Genomic DNA, 21,749 nt, shown 5'->3' on the forward strand with positions numbered 1-21,749 from the left:
CATGCTGATCCGCACCGGCTACGACATCAGCTTCTCCGCCGATCGCCCGGTGCCGATGCTGGCGCTCCTTTCCATCCACCCGACGCGCAACAAGGACCTGCGCACCGCGCATCGCATCGCCGCCACGCCGGACGTGCCGATGTACGACTATGTCGACGGATTCGGGAACGTCTGTACGCGCCTCACCATCCCGGCGGGCGGCGTCACGCTGTCGACGAGCTTCGTGGTCGAGGATCCGGGCACCCACGACGAGCACGCGCCCGATGCCGAGCAGTGGCCGGTGGAGGCGCTGCCGGACGAGGCGCTCGTCTACCTGCTCGGTTCGCGCTACTGCGAGACCGACCGCATGTCGGAAACCGCCTGGAGCCTGTTCGGCAATGTTGCTCCCGGATGGCCACGCGTGCAGGCGATCGTCGACTACACGCACAACCATGTCGAGTTCGGTTACCACCACGCGCGCTCGACCAAGACGGCGTGGGACGCACATCAGGAGCAGCAGGGCGTATGCCGCGACTTCGCGCACCTCGCGATCACGCTGTGCCGCTGCATGAACATCCCCGCGCGGTACTGCACCGGCTATCTCGGCGACATCGGCGTGCCGCCGGCCGACGCGCCGATGGACTTCTCCGCCTGGTTCGACGTGTTCCTCGGCGGCCGCTGGTACACGTTCGACGCACGGCACAACCGGCGGCGGGTCGGCCGCATCCTGATGGCGCGCGGCCGTGACGCCACCGACGCCGCGCTCACTACCACCTTCGGACCGGCGCAACTGACGCGCTTCAACGTCCACACCGACGAGGTCGCCGCGATTGACTGAGCCCCTGCTCCAGCCCTGGCCCGAGCCTTTCGGCGCGCCGCCCTTCGACCGCCTCCGCGTCGACGCCGTTATCCCGGCGCTGGAGGCCGCGATCGCGGAGCACCGCGCCGAACTGGATGTCCTCGTGCAAGATCCCGCGCCCGCGACCTTCGCCAACACGGTCGAGGCGCTCGAACGTGCCGGCGCGCCGCTCGGCCGCGCGCGCCGCCTATTCTCGATGATCGCCGGCTGCTGCTCGGACGCGGCGGTGCGCGCGATCGAGCCGCAGGTTTCGGCGCTGCTCACCGCGCACGTCACGGCGACGAACCAGGATGCCCGGCTGTTCGCGCGCGTCGCGACGGTGTGGGCGCAGCGCGAGGCGCTCGCGCTCGACGAGGAGCGCGACCGGTTGCTGCGCGCCACCCATCGCGGCTTCGTCGCTGGCGGCGCGACGCTCCAAGACGAAGCGAGGCTGCGCTTCGCAGAGATCGACGTGCGGCTGGTCGAACTCTCCGTCCGCTTCGGCCAGAACGTGCTTGCGGCGGCTGCCGGCTGGGAGATGCTGCTCGCCGGCGACGAACTCGACGGCCTGCCCGAGAGCCTCCGCGGGATCGCTCGCGAGCGCGCCGCCGCCGCCGGCGTGCCGGGCGCTCTCCTCACGCTCGGCCGCGGCGACGTCGAGGACGTGCTGACCTTCTCGACGCGCCGCGACGTCCGCGAGCGGATCTGGCGCGCCTTCACCGGCCGCTGCGACGGCGGCGTCCACGACAACAACCCGATCGTCGCCGAGATGGCGGCGCTGCGCGCAGAGAAGGCGCGGCTGCTTGGCCACCCGAGCTTCGCGGCTTATCGGCTTGAAGACGAGATGGCGGGTACGCCGGAAGCGGCAACGGCGCTGTTGGAGAGCGTCTGGCCGGCGGCGCGCGCGCAGGCGCTGCGCGAGGCGGCAGCGCTCCAGGCGCGGATCGACGCGGAGGGCGGCGGCTTCACCCTCGAACCGTGGGACTGGCGCTTCTACGCGGAGGCCGAGCGCCGCGAACGCTACGGCCTCGACGCCGCCGCCGTGCGCGGCTTTCTACCGGCCGATCGCGTCGTGGACGCCGCCTTTGATGTCGCCGGCCGGCTGTTCGGCCTGCGCTTCGAGCGGCACGGGGAACTGGCGGGCTGGCACCCCGACGTTGCCGCCTATGCGGTGCGAGGCGAGGGGGACGCGCCCGTCGGCCTCCTCTACGTCGATCCCACCGCCCGGCCCGGCAAGCATGGCGGCGCGTGGATGGCGTCGCTGCGTGCGCAGGAACGGCTGGACGGGCCCGTGACGCCGGTGGTCAGCATCTGCTGTAACTTCGCGGGCGCCGCCGCCCCGCTCTCGATCGACGAAGCGCGCACCTTCTTCCACGAGTTTGGTCACGCGCTGCACGCGTTGCTCTCCGACGTCACCTACCCGAGCCTGGCGGGCACCGCCGTGCCGCGCGACTTCGTCGAGTTCCCGTCCAAGCTGATGGAGAACTGGATGGTGGTGCCGGCCGTGCTCGCAGGCCTCGGAATGCCCGACGCGCTCGTCGCCGCGCTGGGCCGGGCGGACGGCTTCGGGCAGGGCTTCGCCACCGTCGAGTTCCTGCTCTCCGGCCTGGTCGACATGGCGATCCACGCCTCGCGCGACGCCGCTCCCGACATCGCCGCGATCGAGGCCGCGATGCTCGTCCGGCTCGATCCGCCGCACGGCGTGACCATGCGCCACCGGCTGCCGCACTTCACCCACCTGTTCGACGGCGGCTACGCGGCCGCCTATTACAGCTATCTCTGGTCCGAGGTGCTCGATGCCGACGCGTGGGGCGCGTTCGCGGCAGCCGGGGTGTTCGATCCCGACCTGGCGCGCCGTTACCGCGACGAGGTCCTGTCCCGCGGCGATACCCGCGATCCGATGGCTAGTTATCGCGCCTTCCTCGGCCGTAATCCCGACGAGACGGCCCTAATAACGGCGCGTAAGCTCACTCCATATTTGACGTAGCCACAACTCATCCCATCCAGACTGAAGCACGAGCTCTTCAGCGGGTAACGATGAGCTTGACAACCCAAATCCAGACACACAGCTTCGCGTACGCTCTTCCTGTAAGCGGATGTTCGTTCACGGGATATGAGCGATGCTTCGGCGGGGACCGGAGCAGCGGGGCCAATCAGATTTTCACGCCCGCCCGCACATAGAAGAATTGGCCAGGGAGATCGTAGGTCGTGGGATCGTAGTTGTTGAGCTGGCAGACGTAGCAGGCCGGCGGGTTGGTGCCGGCGAGGTTGTTGACGCCGACCGCGAAGCTGAAGTCACGTCCCGACAGCTTGGTGTTCCAGAGCAGCTGGACGCCGCCGTAGAGGCCGCGACCGAGCTTGTTGCCGGGCATTTCGCCGCCTGCCTCGTGCACGGCGCTGATGTAGCGGCCAGTCAGTGAGGCGGTGAATTGTCCCAGTGTCCACGTGCCGATCGCGACCGACTTGTACTTGGGATAGGCTTGGCTGCCGGACTCGGTGCCCGCCCGCTTGATCTTGAGCGTGCCGTCGTTGGTGGGCACCGTCTGGTCGAAGTGGAAGGTCAGCGTGTTCGCCCAGTTGAGGCCGAAGACGCCGGCGCCGGTCTCGGGCGTGCGGTAGTGAGCTGCCCCCTTCTGAGTGGTCCATCGACTACGATAGTCTGGACCAAGGAAGGGACGACGCATGCCACCGAAGAAGCCCAAGCCCGAGGAGATCATCGGGAATCTGCGTGAAGTGGAGATCGTGCTGGGCCAGGGCGGCACGACCGCCGAGGCGTGCCGGCGGATCGCGGTGAGCGAGCAGACCTACTACCGGTGGCGCAAGGAGTATGGCGGGCTGAAGACTGATCAGGCTCGGCGGATGAAGGATTTGGAGAAGGAGGACCTTCGGCTTCGTCGGGCGATCTCGGATCTGACGCTCGACAAGCTCATCTTGCAGGAGGCGGCAAACGGAAACTTCTGAGCCCCGCGCGGCGGCGGCGCTGCATCGACCAGGCCAACGACGTGCTGGAGGTGTCCGAGCGGCGGGTGTCCCACGTTCTCGGCCAGCACCGGTCGACACAGCGCAAGGTGCCGTGCGGGGCAGATGACGAAGAGGCGCTGACCGACGACATCATCGCTCTGGCCAAGCATTATGGCCGCTACGGCTACCGCCGCGTGACGGCGTTGCTGCAGGCGGCAGGCTGGTCGGTGAATCACAAGCGGGTCGAGCGGATCTGGCGCCGAGAGGGGCTGAAGGTGCCGCAGCGGCAGCTGAAGCGCGGTCGGCTGTGGCTCAACGATGGCTCCTGCATCCGGCTGCGGCCGGAATATCGCGGCCACGTCTGGGCCTACGACTTCGTCGAGGAACGCACCCATGACGGGCGCAAGTTCCGAATCTCACCATCATCGACGAGGCCATCCTCGGCGTTCTGGCCGCTGATGGCCGCAGTGATCGTGAGCGCCGCGTCGAGCTCGTCCTCCGCCATCGCCGACAGGATCGCATCCCCAGCGCCGATCGTGCTAGGTAGCGCTCCTTGCCAACCATGCCGCGATGGATCGAAATGGGACTAATCTTGTGGGTGGAGAAGCGGATCAGGACGCGGCCGCCGTCGAGACTGGCAAAGTCGCAGGGCCAAAGGACGTCGCGCGACAGCTCGTATAGCGGCGGCCACGCGAACTGGGTCACGATGTCGTCATCCTTGAGCGAGCTCGCCAAGGCGGCGAACTTCGGGCTTAGCGCCACCGCGCCGTCCTCGTCACGTCGCGTCACGTAGCCCAGTTGCATCAGGGTGTTGACAAGGCGGTAGGCCGAGGTGCGCTGACCTTCGCGGCCTTGCTCAAATGGCCAACTTTCCACCATCCTAAGGCACTTAGCGCTTCGACGATCTGAAGCCCTCTGACGGGTGACTGCACATCCTTGTAGGGGCGGGGTCCGTCGACTCGGTCATGACACATCCTGTTCGCGTGGCGAACATCGGCTGCGCCAAACCCGTAACGCGGTCAAGCTTTACAAGTCGGGTATGCAACCGGCAGATGCGGTCGCCAACGACGAATGGGCAGACCGACACGATGACCCACCAGCCGGCCGAGGGCCTGAGGGCGCGCCGCCGGCGCGAGTTGATGGGTACAATTAGCGAGGTCGCGCTGACGCTCGTGGCCGAGCGGGGCTTTTCAGGAATTTCGGTGCAGGAGATCGCAGATGCCGCCGGCATCTCCCTGCGCACGCTGTTCAGGCATTATCCCAACAAGGACGCCATCTTCGGCGGCCGGATCGAACAGCGCGAGGAGCAGATCCTCGCCCGTCTGCGCGAGCGCACGCCCGCCGAGCCGCTGATCGAGAGCTATCTGTATGCGATCGACGCCATGGTCGACGATTACATGGCCGATCCGGGTGAGGCCGAACGTGAACTGCGCGTCTTGCGCGAGGTGCCGAGCCTGCGCGCGCAATATCTCGTCCCCTCGCCCGAGCACGAGACAGACGCCATGGACGAGGCGCTTGCGGCCAAGCTGGGCTGTGCAACGACGGACGCTCGCCTCTCGCTGCTGCGGCGCTGTCTCGTCAACGCCGTGCTCCAGGCAATCTCCACCTGGCAGCGCGCTGACGGCGGCAGCGACCTGCGGGGCGACGTGCGCAACCTCGTCTGCCTGTTTGCTCCAATGGTCGCGCTGATAAAGAATAGTGGCACGTTATGTCAGTTTGACACGACACTAGCACCCATCTTAACGTCCGATGCGAGACACGGCGAGGCGAGGAACGATGGCAGGGCTGGATTGGGTAGACGTTGACGACAAGCTGACGACGCCGTCCTTCTTTACCGCCGGCCAGCATCATGAACTGTTCCGCCAGATGCGCGCGGCCGAGCCGGTCCATTGGACGGTCGGCAAGTCGCCCCGCCCGTATTGGTCCGTGACGCGGCACGCCGATTGCCGGCGTGTTCTCGAAGACGCGGCCACCTTCAGCTCCGAGCATGGCGGGATCATGCCGCCGACCGCGCACTACCCGTCGCCCGAGCAGCGCTACGTCATGGGCTACGGTTCCAATCCGACGATGACGGATCCGCCTCGGCACCTGATGATGCGGCGCCCGTTCAACAAACACTGGGCGGCGCCCATGATCGGCCGGATGCGCGACAAGGTCGCCATCTGCGTGGATGCAATCATGACAGAGGTGGCCGGGCGCGGCGAGTGCGACCTGGTCGAGGACGTCGCGGCTCAGCTTCCGGCCCGCTTCGTCTGCGAGTTGATGGGCGTGCCGGAGCCCGACCGCGACGACATCCGATACTACTGCGCCGCCTTCATGGGCGCTCAGGACCCCGCTTACCAGATCGACGGCGACGAGGCGAAGACGCAGCGGATCATGCTCGGCAAGCTGTTCGACTATATGCTCGCGCTGGCGCTCGAACGGCGCGACGCGCCGCGTGACGATTTCACCTCGATCGCCGCACGACTTGAAGTGGAGGAAGAGAAACTCGACGACCGCGACCTCGGCTGGTGGACCTTCTCGTTCGTCGCGGCCGGGTTGGAAACGACCCGCAACGCGCTATCCGTGGGTCTGTACGAGCTGATGCGTCACCGCGACCAGTGGGATCGGCTGCGCGCGAACCCATCGCTCGCCCCCCTCGCCGCCGAGGAGATCGTGCGGTGGGTCAACCCGTCCAAGTACAAGTGGCGGGTAGCGACCGCCGATTGCGCACTCGCCGACAAGCTCGTCCGCAAGGGCGATTGGGTGGTGTGCTGGCTCGCATCGGCCAATCGCGACGAGGAGGTCTTCGCCGATCCCCAGATGCTCGATGTCGCGCGCGACCCCAACCCGCATCTCGCCTTCGGCGCGGGCGAGCATAGCTGCATCGGCCGGCACCTTGCGCGGCTGGAGATGCAGACGCTGCTCAACGCCGTGATACGGCTGATGCCGGACATGCACGTGCTGGAGGAGCCGGAGTGGCTCGTCTCGACAAATCACACCGCGTTCAAGCGCCTGCGCGTCGGCTACTCGCCGGCGGCCCTCACAGTCTAACCCTCACGGAAAATCAGCCATGCCCTCGATCCGTTTCGAAATGCCGGACGGCGCTACCCGGGACGTCGTCGCCCCCATCGGCGAGAGCGTCATGCGCGCTGCCGTCCAGGCCGACGTGCCGGGCGTCGTCGCCGAATGCAGAGGCGTACTCACCTGCGCGACCTGCCACGTTTACGTATTGGGCGACTGGGCAGACAAATTTCCGCCCCCCGAACTCGACGAATCGGACCTGCTCGAAATCGTGGACGACCCCCGTCCCAACAGCCGGCTGAGCTGTCAGCTCGTGGTGGACGAGACGACCGACGGCGTCGCGATCGGCATCCCCGCCATCGCTTCCTGATCGTGCGGCGGTGCCGGGCGGACGCCGTTCGTCGGTTGACCCTTGCGATCGCACCGAGCTCCATCGCGGCCTGACCGCGCTCGCCTGCAATCTCAGGCGCGCCATCAGCATGGCGTTCGATCAAGCTTTAGAAGACGACAAGCCATAGACTTACCAGACCCATTTGCGACCACCGCCTGTTGCTGCCGACCAGCATTCCACGCCCTAACGGGTACGCAGACATTTCAAACGGTCCAATCAAACGGACGAGAGGAAATGACTGTCCACGGTCACCTCATCGGTGCGAACTTCGCGGACGACGACACCGAGGCCACGTTCCTTCAGCAACTGGCATAGGAGTTCGCCGTCCACGAGATCGATGGCAGGCGCGCCATCGCGCGTCGCCTCACGCCGCGCGTCTGCCGTGAAGCTGCCCGTCGTGATGATCAGGCCTTTGTCGGCTCGCCCCTGCATGGCACCCCGGAATTCCCGTATCACGGGAGACGAGACCGCGCCCGCATAACGTTTGCACTGAAACAAGACCTGGAACGAGATCAGGTTCATGCGGAGATCGCCAGCGTCTGCCTGCCGTTCGGGCTGGCGATCGAGCGCGACCTTCACTTCGAGACGCTGCATCCGCTGTCGGCCTGGGCCGACGCGGCGCGCGCCGCCGGGGCCATCCCGGCCGCCGAGCAGCAATTGAGCCGGGCGGCGCGCCCGTCCGGCGAGAAGCTTCCGCCACGAGGCGGATGACGCGGGCGGCCGTTCGCCGCCGATCGTAAGCCGGTCTGCCCACCCGGAAAAGCAGACGGACCGGCGCTCACAAGGAGCGCGCGTGTTGGAACTGCAGTTCATCGAGCTTGGCAAGCTGTCCGTCAGCAAGGCCAATATGCGCTACGGCAAAAAGGCCCCCGACGTGTCCGACATCCTGCCGACCGTGCGCATCCCCGCCCCGCCACGGCAGTGCGTCACCTGCGGGGCGCATGTCGTGCCGTCCCGCATCGAAGCTGCCGAGCTGTCGTCGCAGATGATGGGGATGATTGATGCCGTCGCCGCGACGGCCGAACCGCGATCCGGGGTACCGCACGAAGCCGGGACGCCGAAGTTCGCGGCGGTGCGCGGCGAACGGACGCTCGAGCCGATGCATCCGCGACGGCGGCGGATGGAGCGCTGCCGGACGACCGATCGCCGGGCGGCGTACCGGCGGCGGCCGGAATGCAAGTGGCAGCATCGCCGGCACGGCACGCGTGACCGGCAGGGCCCGCAAGACGCCGCGAGGATGGTTTAGAGGCGACGTGTGGTCCAGACGGTGCCGCGGCAGCACCTGCGCGATGAGCTGGGCAGCGGCGGCGTGCAGCCGGTGCAAATCCATCCCGCCGCCGCCGAACGCCGCCACCGCGCTCGCGAGCACGATGTTGATCGCGACGATCCCGGTCCACACCCCACGCCGCGTCCACGGCCGGGCTCGGCCGCGCGGAGACACGCGGGGCGGCAGGCGCGGGCGATCGGAGCGAGCCGCTTCCGCCGTCACACGCGCCGCGAAGTCGGGCGCGAGCGCGGGCACGTCCCACGCGTCGAGCAGCCGGGTGAGCGCGGCGTCGTCGGGAAGCTCGGTCATACCGCACCTCCTTCGCTCGTCGAGAGGTCGGCGCCCGAGATCCCGGCCGCGCCGACATGCTCCCGCAAGGCGGTTCGCGCACGCACGAGAAGCGACTCGAACGCCTTCACCTTGAGCCCGAGCGCGTCGGCCGCCTCGGCGTTGCTCGCCTGCTCGTAGTAGGTCAGCACGATCGCGGCGCGCTGACGATCCGGCAGCGCCAGCACCGCCGCGCTTGCTACCTCCGCCAGCCGACGCGCATCGAGCGCGGTATCGGCGAGCGGTGTCTCGTCGGCGCGATCGGGCACCGGCACGTCCGTCAGCCGCGCGGTCTTGCGGATGCGGTCGATGCACAGGTTGGTGACGATGCGACGCAGCCAGCCCGCCACGCCACCGCCGACCGGCCGCCACGCCGCCGCATTGTCCCACAGCCGTAGCAAGCTCTCCTGCGCCACGTCCTCCGCCTCGCTCGCGTCACCCAGCATCCGATAGGCGATGCGGTGCAGCGCCCGCCCGTGCCGCTCGGCGAGCGTGCGGAACGCGCAGGCGTCACCCTTCGCGACGGCAGCGATCAGCCGCGCGTCGTCCGGACCCGGCATCGCGTCTGTCGCCCCCGTCCGTCCCATGCCTGCCTGATCCAACGGACGAACCACGACGTTCCTTCGTTCAGGCGGCGACGAGGCCCGACAGCGGCTTGCCGCCGGCCGGGAACAGCCGTGCGACGCGGGCGGGGTCGAGCGCCAGCGCCTCGCTCGCCGCGCCTGCGATCAGCGCATCGAGCGACGTCGTCGGTCTGAGATCGCGCTGCTGGTAGAGCTGCCCCGGCGCGAGCCCCGGCCAGTCGGCGATCACCCGGCCGCCCCTCACCGCGCCGCCCACCAGCATCGCGGCAGCACCGGTGCCGTGATCGGTGCCGCCGGTGCCGTTGGCGGCGGCGGTGCGCCCGAACTCGGTCGCGACCAGCACCGTCGTCGCCGCCCACGCCGGTCCGAGCCCGTCGCGCAGCGCGGCGAGCAGCGCGTCGAGCCCCTTGAGCTGGGTCGCGAGCCGCCCGGCCTGGCCCGCGTGCGTACCCGTTGCGCGACGGCGAGAGCGAGGAGCAGCGCTACGATATCGGCTACGTCGTCGAGGACGGCCGCATCTTCCCCGCGAAGGCCGCCCAAGTCCCGTTCCTGCGCCGGATCATGCCGCGCGGCGACGACGTGTCGGTCGAGATGGTATCCGAACTCGGCACCTGGCGGATCGGCGGCACGACCGAACTGTGCACCTTCCACCTCGGCAACGCCGGCGTGAACGGCTTCAACAACCAGCAGAGCGGCGTGCGCTACACGCTCCATGAGCAAGAGGCTTTTAGCATGATCGAGCGGTCGTCGCCCGCCGAACTCTGTACGGTCGTCAAATGAACTGGTCCGGATTATCTCCGAGTTTCTGAACGATCTACCGGACTGTTCCGACGCAAAACACGACATTTGGCAGCATTAAGCCGATCAGCAGGAGCGGACGCCTGTTCATGTCGTTCCCACGCTCGGTTAGGGACGCAACGCCCCAAGGAATGCAAGGCAAACCGGGGTGGCTGTCCGTAGGGCAGCTTACACGTTGATCGAGACTTCAGACGTTGTCTCGCTCCGGCGGCTGCTTGACTGCGGTCCGTTTCTGCTGAGCCCAACTGTCACGTCCGCGCAGGAAGGCGATCCAGCCCCACGCCGCGCCTAGGTGGCGGAGAAGCTGGAACGTAATCGGTTCGACGAAGGACGCGAGGACAGCATGACCGGTGCTCAGCCCTTCTCGTTGTCCGGTCCACCGCCGGTAGATGCCGAGCGACCAGAGATGGAAACCCAGGTCGATCGCGATCTTGGCGAGCATGATCGCCAAGATTGGCCGCACGATGCGGAACCGGCCGGTGGCGAGGAACGCAATCAGCACGGCGAGCGCAGCCAAGCCGAACAACGGCTGCACGCGATCGAGCGACTTCACCGGGAGCATGGCCGTGCCCAGGCGCCCGTAGACACGATTGCCCACCATATCGCGGTTCCAGTGCTGCGTCTGGAGGAAGCCGCCGAACCAGCGCCGACGCTGGCGCAGGAAGCCGAGCGCGCTCGCCGGCGCATCGGTGGTTGCGAGCGCGCGGCCGATCACGCGCACGCGCCAATCGCACCCGGTCTCGCGGGCGTGGCGGTGAAGGCGGTGGATGAGTTCGTAGTCCTCGACCATACTCACCGGATCGAAGCCGCCAACCTCGATCACCGCGTCACGCCGGAAGCCCGCGAACGCGCCCGAGATCAGCAGCAGGCTGTCCGCCCGCATCCAAGCGTAGCGCGACAGGAAGTTGCGGACATATTCGTAGCCCTGGAACCACTGGAACAGACGCCCGGAAAAGTGCCGCCCGCACACCGGAGCCAGCACGCCGGTCGCCGCGACGAGCTCGGGCTCGACCGCGAAGGCGTCGCGCATCGCGGCGAGCGCCCCAGGGCGAAGCAGCGTGTCGGCATCGACAGTAAGCATCAACTCGGTATCGACGTGCAGCATCGCGAGATTAAGCGCGGTCGCCTTGCCGCCGTGGGGCAGCCGTAGCCAGCGCAGCGCGGGAAGCACCGGGGAGGGTCCACTCGTCGTGCCGGACGCGGGCGGTTCCAGGCCGTAGCAGTTGCGCAGCACCTCGGCGCTGCCATCGATCGAGCCATCGTCGGCAAGCAGAATGAGATCGGGTGGATCAGTCTGCGCGGCGAGCGTATCGATGGTGATGGCGAGCACCGCCGCTTCGTTCCGCGCGGCTACGATCACCGCCAGGCTCGGCCGGTATGTTGCCGCGTTCGGCATCGGCACGTCGCGCACGAGCCTGCGGATCTGGAGCGCGGTGAAAATCAGCAACGCGGTATCATAGAGGATGTAGACGATCCCCACCGCCCAGCCGGCGATGCCGCGCTGAACGAAGGCCTGCGCGAGCAGCGCGAGGAACAGGAGCGGCCCCACCGCGCCGATCAGCCGGCTGGCGGGTGCTATGGGTCGCGGCGTCAGGCGCGGCGACAATCGCTTGAACCCGTCCGCCTGCACGTTCACGAGGCTGCTCCACCCGCCGGCGCCGACATGCCGGCCCATGCTGTTGAACCGTCGTGTCGCTCCCGAGCACGGCGCGGGAGTTCGCGATGGACGTGACGCGCTATACCCGAACCGCGATCCTGCTCCACTGGCTGATCGCCGCCGGCATCATCGTCAACGTGACGCTCGCCTGGGTCTGGCCGCACCTCGCCGACAATGGCGTGCGGCCGGCGATCGATACGCACAAGTCGATCGGGATCACCATCCTCGGGCTCGCGCTCCTCCGGTTGCTGTGGCGGTTGACGCATCGCCCGCCGCCGCTGCCTACCGGTTACGCGCGGTGGGAGACCGGGGTGTCGCACGCCACCCACTGGTCGCTCTACCTAGTCATGTTCGCGATGCCCTTGTCCGGCTGGATCATGGACTCGGCATGGAAGGATGCCGCGACCCACCCGATGTATCTCTTCGGCTTCTTCGAGTGGCCTCGACTCGGGTTCGTGCGGCATCTCGACGCCGCGTTGTGCGATCGCCTGCACGACGGCTTCGGGGCGGCGCACATATGGTGCTCCTACCTGCTCTATGGGCTGTTCGCGCTTCACGTCGCGGGTGCCGCGAAGCATCAGATCCTAGACGGAGAGCCCGAGCTTAGGCGAATGGGCATCGGGCATTAGCGGCAAGCCGGATGCGCTCGCTTGGTGGTTTCCTCGACCTGCGTCTGCTTAAGCGGTTAGCTCCATAACTGTGATCGAGGCGATCTGCTTGGGGATCGTTGCTGGTCGGGCTAGCTCGGGCTCGATCAGCATCGATTGGGGGGCAGCCTTATGAAGTTTTCGTCATTCTTGTTCGCGACCGTCGCCATGTTCGCGACAGCGCCAGCGTTCGCGACCACACCGCAGCCGAGCAAGGCCTCGCCGCGCCCGAACACGTTGGATACCGCCGCCAAGACCGTCACGCAGCTACCTGTCGCGCCGACCACCAACGTACCTGGCGGCATGACCAACCGCGAATGGTGGCCCAACCGCCTGGATCTCACCGCGCTGCGCCAGCACGAGGACACGCGCGCCAACCCCTACGGCGCCGACTTCAACTATGCGAAAGAGTTCAACAGCCTCGACCTCGACGCGGTCAAAGCGGACATCCGCAAGGTGCTGCACACGTCGCAGCCGTGGTGGCCGTCGGATTACGGCAACTACGGGCCGTTCTTCATCCGCATGGCGTGGCACAGCGCCGGCACCTACCGCGCCGCCGACGGCCGCGGCGGCTCCGACGGCGGCGAGCAGCGCTTCGATCCGCTCAATAGCTGGCCCGACAATGTCAGCCTCGACAAGGCGCGTCGCCTCGTCTGGCCGATCAAGCAAAAGTACGGACGGAAGCTGAGCTGGGGCGACCTGATGGTGCTGACCGGCAACGTCGCGCTCGAGGACATGGGCTTCAAGACTGTCGGCTTCGCGGGCGGTCGCGTCGACGCTTGGGAGCCCGACATGGTGTTCTGGGGCCCCGAGACCAAGTTCATGGGCGCCAACCGCTCGAACCCAGACGGCACGATCAGGAAGCCGCTCGGCGCGACGACCATGGGCCTCATCTACGTCAATCCGGAAGGACCGAACGGCGATCACGATCCGATCGGCGCCGCCGCCGACATCCGCCACGCTTTCGGCAACATGGCGATGAGCGACGAGGAGACGCTGGCGCTGATCGCGGGCGGCCATACTTTTGGCAAGGCGCACGGCGCGCACCCGCAGAAAGCGTGCCTGGGCATGGAGCCGACAGCGGCACCGATCGAGCAGCAGGGCTTCGGCTGGCAGAACAAGTGCGGCAAGGGCAATGCCGAGGACACGGTGACCTCCGGTCTGGAAGGCGCCTGGTCGGCCAGCCCAACCCAGTTCACGACGCAATATGTCGACAACCTGCTCAACTTCGATTGGGTGAAGACGAAGAGCCCGGCGGGCGCCACCCAATGGATCCCGACCGATCCCGCCGCCCAGCACCTCGTCCCCGACGCGCACCTCCCCGGCGTCACGCACGCGCCGATCATGTTCACGACGGACATCGCACTCAAGGACGATCCCGGCTTCCACGCCATCCTCGTGAAGTGGCAGCAGAACCCCGAGCTGTTCGCCCAGGCGTTCGCGCGCGCGTGGTTCAAGCTGACGCATCGCGACCTCGGGCCGCAGGCGCGCTACCTTGGCAAGGACGTGCCCAAGGAAAGCTTTGCCTGGCAGGATACTCTGCCGCAGCCGAGCTTCGCGCCAATCAACGCCAAGGATCAGTCCAGGCTGAAGCAGATGGTGCTGGCCTCCGGGCTGACCGGCCCGCAGCTCGTCCGCACGGCCTGGGCATCGGCCGCGACGTTCCGCAGCACCGACATGCGCGGCGGCGCGAACGGCGCGCGGCTGCGGCTCGATCCGCAGCGCGGGTGGGCGGTCAACGATCCCGCCGAGCTCGCCACGGTGCTGGCCAAGCTCTCGGACATCCAGCAGCGGTTCGACAAGGGTGGCCGGCAGGTCTCAATGGCCGACCTCATCGTGCTCGGCGGCAATGCCGCGATTGAGCAGGCGGCGGCGCGCGGCGGCGTGAAAGTGTCAGTGCCGTTCGAGCCCGGTCGCGTCGATGCCACACAGGCGCAGACCGGCATGCAAACAATGAACGACCTGAAAGTGACGGCGGACGGCTTCCGCAACTACTTCGATCCGTCGCTGACGGTGAGCCCGCCCGAGGCGCTGGTTGATAAAGCCGACACGCTGGATCTGACCGTTCCCGAAATGACCGTGCTGGTCGGCGGGATGCGCGCCCTTGACGCGAACAGCGGCGGCTCCCGCAATGGCGTGCTGACGACACGTCCCGGCACGCTCAGCAACGACTTCTTCGTCAACCTGCTGTCGATGGACACGGCATGGTCGAAGTCGGCGACGCCAGGCCTGTACGACGGCAAGGATCGGGCGAACGGCGCCCCGCGCTGGACGGCGACCTCGGTCGATCTGATCTTCGGCTCGAACTCGGAGCTACGAGCGGTGGCGGAGGCATACGCCTCCGACGACGCTAGGGAGAGGTTTGTGACCGACTTTGTCGCCGCGTGGACGAAAGTCATGAACGAGGATCGGTTCTGATCTATGGCAGCCCGGCGAGGTCTACCTCGCCGGGTCCGACCACCTGATTGAACAACGCCACTTGCGTGCTGCTTGAAGAACGACCCAGAGTCGAACATTCAGGGCCGCTTCGCCGCTCCCCAACATCGGACGCTTGTTCATGTACGAAAAAGGTCGTCCGAACACCCGCCTTAGCGCGGTCACAACGGTATCGAGTGCAGCGCAATCCCGCCGGCCGGCCTCTCAAAAGGGATGCTGAAGTGAGAACAATCGACCTTGTTGCCGAAGAGCCGGTTGACAGCTCAGCAGGTCGTCAGCCTGTCGTAGTCGAGTAGTGGACGACCAAAGCTCGCCCATCCGGACTTCGGTCTTGACCTTGGATGCGATAGGCCATCTGTCCACCGGCCCTGAGAAAGATATTGGCATCACAGCGGCTTTCCGCCGGACTGTAGCCGTTGCGGTAGGCCAGCGTCGCGGGTCCGGCCCGATCCGGTCGCGCCGCCGCCGCGACGATCCGGATCGTTCCATGCGCACCCAGCAGCGCGGCATAGGACGGCATCTCAACCGAGAGGGTACGGATTGCAAGTGAGCGTCCGTCGATCGTCAGCCGGGATTGCGCGAGCATGCGGTCGGCAAAAGCGTTCGCCTCGGCGGGGCCGATCCGCCGATCGCCGTTGCTGTCGAGCGCACGAATGATCTTGCCGGCGACCTGCGGCCCGGCAGTCAGTTCCAGTTCGAGTCCGACGGTGCCCGGCGACAGGGTGATGTAGGCGTTCTGTACGACCTCGTGCACCGGGTGGGCGAACGCCGCACCTGCCGCCATGGCTAGTGTCAGCGCCGTGGCCGATCGCAGCACCCTCATCGTAGCTTCGTCCAGGCCGAGCCATACTCATTGGTCGGATCGCGGAACATGTTATGCGCGTGGTTGGTGGCGTCGCCGTCTAGGTCCTGCGGTGAAAACTCGATCAGCACCCGGGGCCCCGTGATGCGGTAGTAGGCGGCGCCTAGCGGCGACGTAGCTCCCCACCAGCCGAAATACGTCTGGTCCAGTGTCGCGCGGATCGCGGCGACCTGCGGAGTGAGATCGTCCGCGTTGAGGAAGTCGAGCCTCGCCTCGATCAAGCGCAGGAACTGCTCCTTCTGCGCCGGGGTCATTGCGCTGCCTGCCAGGCCCTCGGGCTGGAGTATCTTGCCGTCGTGACCGGGACCGAGCACGAGGTCGATCTTCTCCGTCGAGCGCACCGCCTGCTTCGTCTGCTCGGGGCTAAGCGTCCGCATAAGCGCCTGCGCCTGCCTGACCTCGTTCTCAACGATGTAGATACGCTTGCCGTTGCGGATGAACTTGAGCGGCTCGCCGCCAGTGAGGCTGGGCGACAGGGTGACGTGCGGTCCCGCCACGGTAGCGTTGATCGCGAGGTGATGACCACCGAACTGGAGGGTCCACGTCCCGTCTGTTGCTGGCGTGCCAACGAAGCTGACGCAGTAGCGGCCGGCCCCGAACATGTTGGGCTCCTTGCGGGCGAGGATGTCATCCGCCTGCATCTGCTCAATGATCATCTCGACGCCTTGCGGACTCAGCACCGCCCCCAACAGCACCATCAGCCTGGTGCGCTGGGGCATCGTCAGCTTGCCCCATGGCACGCCCGAGCGCGGCACGAAACCAGTCGGAAAGTTGGACCATTTGACTCGCTGCGCCCCGTCCGAGAACGGGAACAGCACCGCCTTGCGCTGTGCGGCGTCAAGGCTTGCGAGGAAATTCTGCGCCGCAGTGACGATGCGGCGGGACTGATCATCGGGAGCCTCCGCATGGATCAGCGACCCCGGTGCGCCGTTGCCAAACGGGGGCGAGACGGGCGCACCGCCAGGCCCGCAGGCGGCAAGCAAGCCGAGCGGGATCAGAAGGGGAAAAGACAGACTGCGCTTCATCATCCGGCTTTTCCTGACGACCGGGACGATGGCAAGCCGTTCTCGCCGGTGCCATGGTCCGGTGGCCGGACTCCGCAAGGGCGGGTTGAAAAGCGGCGAGGCGTGCGAGCAGGGTCGCCGGGAAAGTCGAGGGTTGCCCGCCGGCCACTTCCGGGATGGCCACCGATCGATTGAACGGCCGTCCGCCGATCCGGCCTTCTCAACAGGATAGGAAAGCGGGAATTGCCGGCACTGGATATTGCCAGCTTCTCTCGCCGGGGCTCATTGGCGGAATGCTCTATCTTGCAATCAAAGCTGCCGTTTCCGGTCTCCTCATCGCCGCAGCTTCCGAAGTAGCCAAGCGCTATCCGGGCTTCGGCGCGCTGGTGGCCTCCCTGCCGCTGGTATCGGTATTGGGCATGATGTGGCTTTGGCACGACGAGCCGGATGCAGCGAATATGGCTGCGCATGCGAAAGCGACGTTCTGGTACGTGTTGCCCTCGCTGCCGATGTTCCTGGCAATCCCCGCGATGCTCGATCGGGGCGTGCCGTTCTGGCTCGCTCTGGCGTCAGGCTGCCTGCTGACCATCCTGCTGTACGTCGTGATGACCGCAATTGCACCGCGGATCGGCCTGACGCTCTAGCTGTGGCCAAGTCGCTCCCATGTGCAGATCGCCTTTAAAGGCGCTTACGAAGAACAATGCCTGCGACCTCGATTGAGATGCCAATCAGCAAGAGGGCTGCTATGATCGAGTTGAAAAGGAACAACGTCGCGCCCTCTTGAAACTACTGTTGCACTCGAGATGGCCCTTCAAGCACGCTTGCCGAACCAATGCGGCGTGACGTCGGCCTCCTGGAGCTCGTCGGCGGTATCGACGTGGCCAGACGGATCAAGGTGGATCAGCACCTCCACCTTCGGGAAAGCGCGACGTAGGGCGCCTTCGACCCGCTCGACGCTATCGTGTGCTTCCGAAACGCGGAGATCGGGGTCGACCTCCATGTGAAACTGCGCAAAGTCGTGCGAGCCAGAATGGCGGGTGCGGAAATCGTGAATGCCTTGGAGTCCCGGCTGCCGCGCGGCGACTTCTAAGAAGGATGTTTTCTGCTCCTCCGGCCATTCGCGATCCATCAGCATGTTGACGGCCTGGCTCGATGCGCGGATCGCCCCAAAGGCGAGCCAGACCGCAATGCCGACGCCGAAGACGGGGTCGGCACCGCGCCAGCCGACGAACTGCTCAAGTACCAGCGCGACGATCACGGCTCCGCTTAGCGCCACGTCGGATTGATAGTGGACGTTGTCCGCGAGGATCGCGACCGAGCCCGTCTTGCGGATGATACTCCGCTGATAGACGAGCAGCACCATGGTGGCCGCGATCGTCAATCCGGACACCCAGATGCCTGTGCCTGCGTCCTGCGTGGCCTCGTTGCTCTTGAGCGTGCCGATCGCGCGCCAGCCAATGGCGACGGCCGACACGGTGATAAGCGCGACCTGAAACAGCGCCGCCAGCGCCTCCGCCTTGCCATGACCGTACCGGTGGTCCTTGTCAGCCGGCTCCGCAGCGATCTTGACCCCGTAAAGGGTGACGAGGCTGGCGAGCAGGTCGAGCCCGGTGTCGGCCAAGGAGCCCAGCATCGAAACGGAGCCCGTTCGCCACGCGGCAAAGGCCTTCAGCAGCAGCAGGAAGCTCGCCATCGCGACGCTGGCAAGCGCCGCCCGTGCGGCGAGCGGGATGACCCTGCCACGTTCTTCCTGTGTCATGGTTCAAACTCTGGAGCGATCGCGGTAACGCCTTACTAGGCATCGATCGTTGAGCTGGCTAGCAGGCGTGATTGTGCCGCATCCAAACGGCCGGTTTCAGCACATCCGGCGGCACGGTGGAGTACCCGATTGAGGCGCCTACTGCTCGGCAGTTTCGCGGCGGACGCGACCCAGGTTGGGACGCTCAGGCCCTCCTTGTGGCTCCCAGGACCGGCCGCTTGCTCACGTTGTGCGTTGAGGCTGTACGGTTCAGTAGGCAGAGCGCTGCCGAGATTTAAGCGTTGCTCGATACGCTGGGGCCGAATTTGCGACTAGGCAGGTGCGAGCTGCGGACTGACCGTCTCGACAAGCCAGTCAATGAACACGCGGACCCGCGGCGATAGCTGGCGGCGGCTGGGATAGAGGACCGAAACCGGCGTCGGCGTGGGCGGAAACTCGACCAGCACTTCGAGCAGCCTGCCCGAGGCGAGATCGTCCGCAAAGCGATAGCGCGGCGCCTGGACAAGCCCTAGGCCAAGCCGCGCCGCCTCGGCACTCGTGTCGGCGCCGCTGACCAGCACGCGCGCGGGCAGCGCGACCTCCACCACCTTGCCGTCGCGCGTGAACTCAAGCGGCAGCGGCTGGCCGGTGCGCGAGGAGACGAAGCCCACCATATTATGCCCGTCGAGGCTGTCCGGTGATCCTGGTGTTCCGTGGTTGGCGAGATAGGCTGGGCTCGCGACCGTAATCTCCTCAATGGAGCCAAGCCGGCGCACCACCATGTCGCTATCCGCCAACTCGCCGGCGCGCACGACGCAGTCGACGCCGTCTCTCACGAGATCGACGAACCGCTCGCCCTCACCGAGATGGACGGTAAGCGCGGGATGCCGGGCGAGGAACTCTGGCAACGCCGGGAGCAGGATGGTACGGGCTAGGTTACCGACGACGTCGACGCGCAGCAGCCCGGCGACCGCGCCACTGGCGCCGCGATCCGCATCCTCCAAGTCGGCGAGGATCGCCACGCAGCGGCGATAATAGGCTTGGCCCTCGACCGTTGCCTGGACGTGACGCGTCGGGCGCTGGAGCAAGCGTGTGCCGAGCCGCTGCTCGAGGTCCTTGATCGCAGTGGTGGCGACTGGGCGCGAGATGCTGAGATCGGCCGCCGCAGCGCTGAAGCTGCCGCGGTCGCCGATGCGAACGAAGAGGTCGAGGGTGCTGAACCTGTCCATGTGATCGTTCCGTGAGCCAGAACAATGCTGTCGGCAATGGCGGTCTAATCGAGAGGTCAGCACTGCTCTACCTTGAAGCCATCATTGGAACGGAGCTCATCATGTCTGAACAGTCCCCAATTGCGCTCGTCACCGGCGGCAGCCGCGGCCTCGGCCGATCGACGGTCGAGGCGCTCGCCCGACGCGGCGTCTCGTCGATCTTCACCTACAACAGCAACCGCGCCTCGGCGACCGAGGTCGTTGCCGCCGTCGAACAAGCAGGCGCGCGTGCGGTGGCGTTGCAGCTAGGCACCGGCAACACCGCCGCCTTCCGGCCTTTGCCGACGAGGTCCGGCGCGTGCTCGGCGAATGGGGGTCGAGCGGTTCGACTTCCTCGTCAATATGGCCGGCACCTCGCACGCCGGCGCGTTCGGCAGCATTACCGAGGAGGATTTCGACGCCGCATACCGGGTCCACGTGAAAGGCGTGTTCTTCCTCACGCAGACGCTGTTGCCGCTCATCGCCGACGGCGGCCGCATCGTGAACATCTCGTCGGGGCTCACCCGTATCATCTATCCCGGCCGCATCGCCTATGGCGCGATGAAGGGCGCGGTCGAGGTGATGACCCGCTACATGGCTAAGGAGCTGGGGCCGCGCCGGATTGCGGTCAACACCGTCGCGCCGGGCGCCATCCAGACCGACTTCAGCGGCGGCGCGGTGCGCGACAATCCCGAGATCGCGCGTCACATCGCCGAGGTGACTGCACTCGGCCGTCCCGGCCTGCCCGACGACATCGGTCCGATAATCGCTTCGCTGCTGTCGGAGGACAATCGCTGGGTAAACGCGCAGCGGATCGAGGTCTCAGGCGGGCAGGCGATCTGAGCTATCTGCCGCTCGGCCCAAGACTGTTCGAAGCGGATCAGGTTGGCGCGCCGCCTGCGTCAGCCTGATCCGCTTGACCCAAGTCCAATGTGCTGCGCTCAGGTCGAGCTTCCCAGAGGCGACTGTTGCTTCATGTGAGCGGATATTTCGATGCCCCGCACTCCGGAGTGGTTCAAGCGGCCGCCCGCCGGCTCGACGATACTGCCCAGGGCGGGCGGCGGTCGATCAAGCGGCGGCGCTGGCCGGGTAATCCATCGCGGCGAGGTCGGTGAGCAGATCGGGGCCGGTCGGCTCCCATTCTAGCCGCGCGCGTGTCCAGGCGTTCGACGCGGTCATGTCGAGCGCAGCAAACGGTGCCATCCAGCCGAAATAACGCTCGACCTCATCCGCCGCGATCGAGCGGACCGGCAATCCGGCGCCCGTTCCGATCGCCTCGGCGATCGCGCGTGCAGTGACGCCCTCCTCGACCGACGCATTGTAGCGCGCGCCCGGCTCGCCCTCCTCTAACGCTAAGACGTAGAGCTTCGCCACGTCGGTAACGTGCGCTGCGGACCAGCGCGTCTGCCCCTCGCCGACATACGCCACCGCTCCGGCACGGCGCGCCTCGGCGATCAGCGGCGTGATCAGCCCGGCCTTGGTGGTGTTGTGCACCTGCGGCAGCCGGATGGTGCGCACGTCGATGCGTCGCGCGATCAGGCCTGCGCCGGCGAGTTCGGTCGCGATGCGTGGATTGGCGTGGCGAGGGTTGAGCACGTCCTCGGTCGCTGGGCCGCCGTTCAGCGGCGTGCCGATGCCGACGCCCGAGGTGATCAGGATCGGCTTCTGGGTCCCCTCCAGCGCCTCGCCCATCGCCGCGATGGCGCGCTCGTCCTTCTTGGTGTTTTCGAAGAAGGTCTCAAAATTGTGGTCGAACGCGCAGTGGATCACCGCGTCCGCCGCCGCCGCGCCGCTCGCAAGCGTCTCGGGCTGTTCCAGGTCGCCGCGATGAACTTCGACGCCGGCTGCTTCGAGCCGCCGGGCACCGGCGTCGGAGCGGGTGAGGCCGAGCACCTGATGGCCGCGACCAAGTAGCTCGGGAATGACGTGCGAGCCGATGAAGCCAGTCGCGCCGGTCAGGAACACGCGCATGAGATAACTCCTTCTTGTCAGGGCGGCATATCGCGACCT

21 protein-coding genes and 3 pseudogenes are annotated in these 21,749 nt (G+C 66.8%); 13 read left to right on the forward strand and 11 right to left on the reverse strand.

Annotated features, from left to right (window positions below; all coding sequences use genetic code 11):
- Position 1: 1 nt before the first annotated feature.
- Both ACOFKX_RS06250 and ACOFKX_RS06255 read left to right on the forward strand, forming a co-directional pair.
- Positions 2-817 carry a transglutaminase-like domain-containing protein gene (locus ACOFKX_RS06250; protein WP_419826190.1) on the forward strand — a complete coding sequence of 272 codons (816 nt, stop codon included), beginning with the start codon at positions 2-4 and terminating at the stop codon, positions 815-817.
- Positions 810-2,804, forward strand: a complete 1,995-nt coding sequence (locus tag ACOFKX_RS06255; protein ID WP_419826191.1) for a M3 family metallopeptidase — start codon at positions 810-812, stop codon at positions 2,802-2,804. Before ACOFKX_RS06250 ends, ACOFKX_RS06255 begins: the two co-directional genes overlap by 8 nt.
- A gap of 166 nt (positions 2,805-2,970) precedes the next feature.
- On the opposite strand, the gene ACOFKX_RS06260 is transcribed toward ACOFKX_RS06255, so the two are convergent.
- Positions 2,971-3,501: a hypothetical protein gene (locus ACOFKX_RS06260; RefSeq protein ID WP_419826192.1), complete on the reverse strand. Its 531-nt coding sequence runs from the start codon at positions 3,499-3,501 to the stop codon at positions 2,971-2,973.
- On the opposite strand from ACOFKX_RS06260, the pseudogene ACOFKX_RS06265 reads away from it, so the two are divergent.
- From ACOFKX_RS06265 to ACOFKX_RS06280, 4 genes and pseudogenes are all read left to right on the forward strand, one after another.
- Positions 3,500-4,214 (forward strand): annotated as a pseudogene (locus ACOFKX_RS06265) (IS3 family transposase); the annotation flags it as partial. The gene ACOFKX_RS06260 and the pseudogene ACOFKX_RS06265 overlap by 2 nt on opposite strands.
- 652 nt (positions 4,215-4,866) lie before the next feature.
- Positions 4,867-5,583: a TetR/AcrR family transcriptional regulator gene (locus ACOFKX_RS06270; protein ID WP_419826193.1), complete on the forward strand. Its 717-nt coding sequence runs from the start codon at positions 4,867-4,869 to the stop codon at positions 5,581-5,583.
- The gene (locus tag ACOFKX_RS06275) at positions 5,555-6,811 is read left to right on the forward strand and encodes a cytochrome P450 (protein WP_419826194.1); all 1,257 of its coding nucleotides are present in this window, start codon (positions 5,555-5,557) and stop codon (positions 6,809-6,811) included. Before ACOFKX_RS06270 ends, ACOFKX_RS06275 begins: the two co-directional genes overlap by 29 nt.
- Positions 6,812-6,830: 19 nt before the next feature.
- Complete coding sequence (locus tag ACOFKX_RS06280; RefSeq protein WP_419826195.1) at positions 6,831-7,151, forward strand: 2Fe-2S iron-sulfur cluster-binding protein; 321 nt, start codon at positions 6,831-6,833, stop codon at positions 7,149-7,151.
- Positions 7,152-7,388: 237 nt separating this feature from the next.
- Here the strand turns inward: ACOFKX_RS06280 and ACOFKX_RS06285 are convergent, their stop codons facing one another.
- Positions 7,389-7,766, reverse strand: a complete 378-nt coding sequence (locus ACOFKX_RS06285; RefSeq protein ID WP_419826196.1) for a restriction endonuclease — start codon at positions 7,764-7,766, stop codon at positions 7,389-7,391.
- On the opposite strand from ACOFKX_RS06285, the gene ACOFKX_RS06290 reads away from it, so the two are divergent.
- Positions 7,734-7,883, forward strand: a complete 150-nt coding sequence (locus ACOFKX_RS06290; RefSeq protein WP_419827364.1) for a DUF2958 domain-containing protein — start codon at positions 7,734-7,736, stop codon at positions 7,881-7,883. The two genes, ACOFKX_RS06285 and ACOFKX_RS06290, sit on opposite strands and share 33 nt — an antisense overlap.
- 67 nt (positions 7,884-7,950) lie before the next feature.
- Here ACOFKX_RS06290 and ACOFKX_RS06295 read toward each other — a convergent pair whose 3' ends face one another.
- From ACOFKX_RS06295 to ACOFKX_RS06305, 3 genes and pseudogenes are all read right to left on the reverse strand, one after another.
- Positions 7,951-8,748 carry a hypothetical protein gene (locus ACOFKX_RS06295; RefSeq protein ID WP_419827431.1) on the reverse strand — a complete coding sequence of 266 codons (798 nt, stop codon included), beginning with the start codon at positions 8,746-8,748 and terminating at the stop codon, positions 7,951-7,953.
- Positions 8,745-9,353 (reverse strand): sigma-70 family RNA polymerase sigma factor, encoded by a 609-nt coding sequence (locus ACOFKX_RS06300; RefSeq protein ID WP_419826197.1) that lies wholly within the window; start codon positions 9,351-9,353, stop codon positions 8,745-8,747. Before ACOFKX_RS06300 ends, ACOFKX_RS06295 begins: the two co-directional genes overlap by 4 nt.
- A gap of 40 nt (positions 9,354-9,393) precedes the next feature.
- A pseudogene (locus ACOFKX_RS06305) lies at positions 9,394-9,798 on the reverse strand (DUF1501 domain-containing protein); the annotation flags it as partial.
- A gap of 5 nt (positions 9,799-9,803) precedes the next feature.
- On the opposite strand from ACOFKX_RS06305, the gene ACOFKX_RS06310 reads away from it, so the two are divergent.
- Positions 9,804-10,130, forward strand: coding sequence for a hypothetical protein (locus ACOFKX_RS06310; protein ID WP_419826198.1), 327 nt, complete (start codon positions 9,804-9,806; stop codon positions 10,128-10,130).
- Positions 10,131-10,335: 205 nt separating this feature from the next.
- On the opposite strand, the gene ACOFKX_RS06315 is transcribed toward ACOFKX_RS06310, so the two are convergent.
- Positions 10,336-11,823: a glycosyltransferase family 2 protein gene (locus ACOFKX_RS06315; RefSeq protein ID WP_419826199.1), complete on the reverse strand. Its 1,488-nt coding sequence runs from the start codon at positions 11,821-11,823 to the stop codon at positions 10,336-10,338.
- Between the two features lie 14 nt (positions 11,824-11,837).
- Between ACOFKX_RS06315 and ACOFKX_RS06320 the strand changes: the two genes are divergently transcribed.
- Positions 11,838-12,434 (forward strand): cytochrome b, encoded by a 597-nt coding sequence (locus tag ACOFKX_RS06320; protein WP_419826200.1) that lies wholly within the window; start codon positions 11,838-11,840, stop codon positions 12,432-12,434.
- 186 nt (positions 12,435-12,620) lie between these two features.
- A complete protein-coding gene (katG, locus tag ACOFKX_RS06325; RefSeq protein ID WP_419826201.1) occupies positions 12,621-14,870 on the forward strand; it encodes a catalase/peroxidase HPI in 2,250 nt (749 codons plus the stop codon).
- Between the two features lie 292 nt (positions 14,871-15,162).
- Here the strand turns inward: katG and ACOFKX_RS06330 are convergent, their stop codons facing one another.
- Complete coding sequence (locus ACOFKX_RS06330; RefSeq protein WP_419826202.1) at positions 15,163-15,711, reverse strand: hypothetical protein; 549 nt, start codon at positions 15,709-15,711, stop codon at positions 15,163-15,165.
- Positions 15,708-16,775, reverse strand: coding sequence for a DUF3500 domain-containing protein (locus ACOFKX_RS06335; RefSeq protein WP_419826203.1), 1,068 nt, complete (start codon positions 16,773-16,775; stop codon positions 15,708-15,710). Before ACOFKX_RS06335 ends, ACOFKX_RS06330 begins: the two co-directional genes overlap by 4 nt.
- A 272-nt stretch (positions 16,776-17,047) precedes the next feature.
- Between ACOFKX_RS06335 and ACOFKX_RS06340 the strand changes: the two genes are divergently transcribed.
- Positions 17,048-17,398 (forward strand): DUF3147 family protein, encoded by a 351-nt coding sequence (locus ACOFKX_RS06340; RefSeq protein ID WP_419827365.1) that lies wholly within the window; start codon positions 17,048-17,050, stop codon positions 17,396-17,398.
- Positions 17,399-17,565: 167 nt separating this feature from the next.
- Here ACOFKX_RS06340 and ACOFKX_RS06345 read toward each other — a convergent pair whose 3' ends face one another.
- Positions 17,566-18,513, reverse strand: coding sequence for a cation diffusion facilitator family transporter (locus tag ACOFKX_RS06345; RefSeq protein ID WP_419826204.1), 948 nt, complete (start codon positions 18,511-18,513; stop codon positions 17,566-17,568).
- A 311-nt stretch (positions 18,514-18,824) separates the two neighbouring features.
- Complete coding sequence (locus ACOFKX_RS06350; protein ID WP_419826205.1) at positions 18,825-19,721, reverse strand: LysR family transcriptional regulator; 897 nt, start codon at positions 19,719-19,721, stop codon at positions 18,825-18,827.
- Between the two features lie 101 nt (positions 19,722-19,822).
- Here ACOFKX_RS06350 and ACOFKX_RS06355 point away from each other — a divergent pair.
- Both ACOFKX_RS06355 and ACOFKX_RS06360 read left to right on the forward strand, forming a co-directional pair.
- Positions 19,823-19,948: pseudogene (locus ACOFKX_RS06355) on the forward strand (3-oxoacyl-ACP reductase); the annotation flags it as partial.
- A 121-nt stretch (positions 19,949-20,069) separates the two neighbouring features.
- Positions 20,070-20,582, forward strand: coding sequence for an SDR family NAD(P)-dependent oxidoreductase (locus ACOFKX_RS06360; RefSeq protein WP_419826206.1), 513 nt, complete (start codon positions 20,070-20,072; stop codon positions 20,580-20,582).
- 225 nt (positions 20,583-20,807) lie between these two features.
- Here the strand turns inward: ACOFKX_RS06360 and ACOFKX_RS06365 are convergent, their stop codons facing one another.
- A complete protein-coding gene (locus ACOFKX_RS06365; protein WP_419826207.1) occupies positions 20,808-21,710 on the reverse strand; it encodes an SDR family oxidoreductase in 903 nt (300 codons plus the stop codon).
- Positions 21,711-21,749 lie beyond the last annotated feature (39 nt).

Source organism: Sphingomonas sp., assembly GCF_965200105.1.
Classification (GTDB): domain Bacteria; phylum Pseudomonadota; class Alphaproteobacteria; order Sphingomonadales; family Sphingomonadaceae; genus Solisphingomonas.

Bases quoted from the DNA above. Each gene is read 5' to 3' on its own strand.
- ACOFKX_RS06250 (WP_419826190.1), top strand. From the start codon at position 2: ATGCTGATCCGCACCGGCTACGACATCAGCTTCTCCGCCGATCGCCCG.
- ACOFKX_RS06260 (WP_419826192.1), bottom strand. From the start codon at position 3,501: ATGCGTCGTCCCTTCCTTGGTCCAGACTATCGTAGTCGATGGACCACT.
- ACOFKX_RS06270 (WP_419826193.1), top strand. From the start codon at position 4,867: ATGACCCACCAGCCGGCCGAGGGCCTGAGGGCGCGCCGCCGGCGCGAG.
- ACOFKX_RS06275 (WP_419826194.1), top strand. From the start codon at position 5,555: ATGGCAGGGCTGGATTGGGTAGACGTTGACGACAAGCTGACGACGCCG.
- ACOFKX_RS06280 (WP_419826195.1), top strand. From the start codon at position 6,831: ATGCCCTCGATCCGTTTCGAAATGCCGGACGGCGCTACCCGGGACGTC.
- ACOFKX_RS06285 (WP_419826196.1), bottom strand. From the start codon at position 7,766: ATGCAGCGTCTCGAAGTGAAGGTCGCGCTCGATCGCCAGCCCGAACGG.
- ACOFKX_RS06295 (WP_419827431.1), bottom strand. From the start codon at position 8,748: ATGACCGAGCTTCCCGACGACGCCGCGCTCACCCGGCTGCTCGACGCG.
- ACOFKX_RS06300 (WP_419826197.1), bottom strand. From the start codon at position 9,353: ATGGGACGGACGGGGGCGACAGACGCGATGCCGGGTCCGGACGACGCG.
- ACOFKX_RS06315 (WP_419826199.1), bottom strand. From the start codon at position 11,823: ATGGGCCGGCATGTCGGCGCCGGCGGGTGGAGCAGCCTCGTGAACGTG.
- katG (WP_419826201.1), top strand. From the start codon at position 12,621: ATGTTCGCGACAGCGCCAGCGTTCGCGACCACACCGCAGCCGAGCAAG.
- ACOFKX_RS06330 (WP_419826202.1), bottom strand. From the start codon at position 15,711: ATGAGGGTGCTGCGATCGGCCACGGCGCTGACACTAGCCATGGCGGCA.
- ACOFKX_RS06335 (WP_419826203.1), bottom strand. From the start codon at position 16,775: ATGAAGCGCAGTCTGTCTTTTCCCCTTCTGATCCCGCTCGGCTTGCTT.
- ACOFKX_RS06340 (WP_419827365.1), top strand. From the start codon at position 17,048: ATGCTCTATCTTGCAATCAAAGCTGCCGTTTCCGGTCTCCTCATCGCC.
- ACOFKX_RS06345 (WP_419826204.1), bottom strand. From the start codon at position 18,513: ATGACACAGGAAGAACGTGGCAGGGTCATCCCGCTCGCCGCACGGGCG.
- ACOFKX_RS06350 (WP_419826205.1), bottom strand. From the start codon at position 19,721: ATGGACAGGTTCAGCACCCTCGACCTCTTCGTTCGCATCGGCGACCGC.
- ACOFKX_RS06360 (WP_419826206.1), top strand. From the start codon at position 20,070: ATGGGGGTCGAGCGGTTCGACTTCCTCGTCAATATGGCCGGCACCTCG.
- ACOFKX_RS06365 (WP_419826207.1), bottom strand. From the start codon at position 21,710: ATGCGCGTGTTCCTGACCGGCGCGACTGGCTTCATCGGCTCGCACGTC.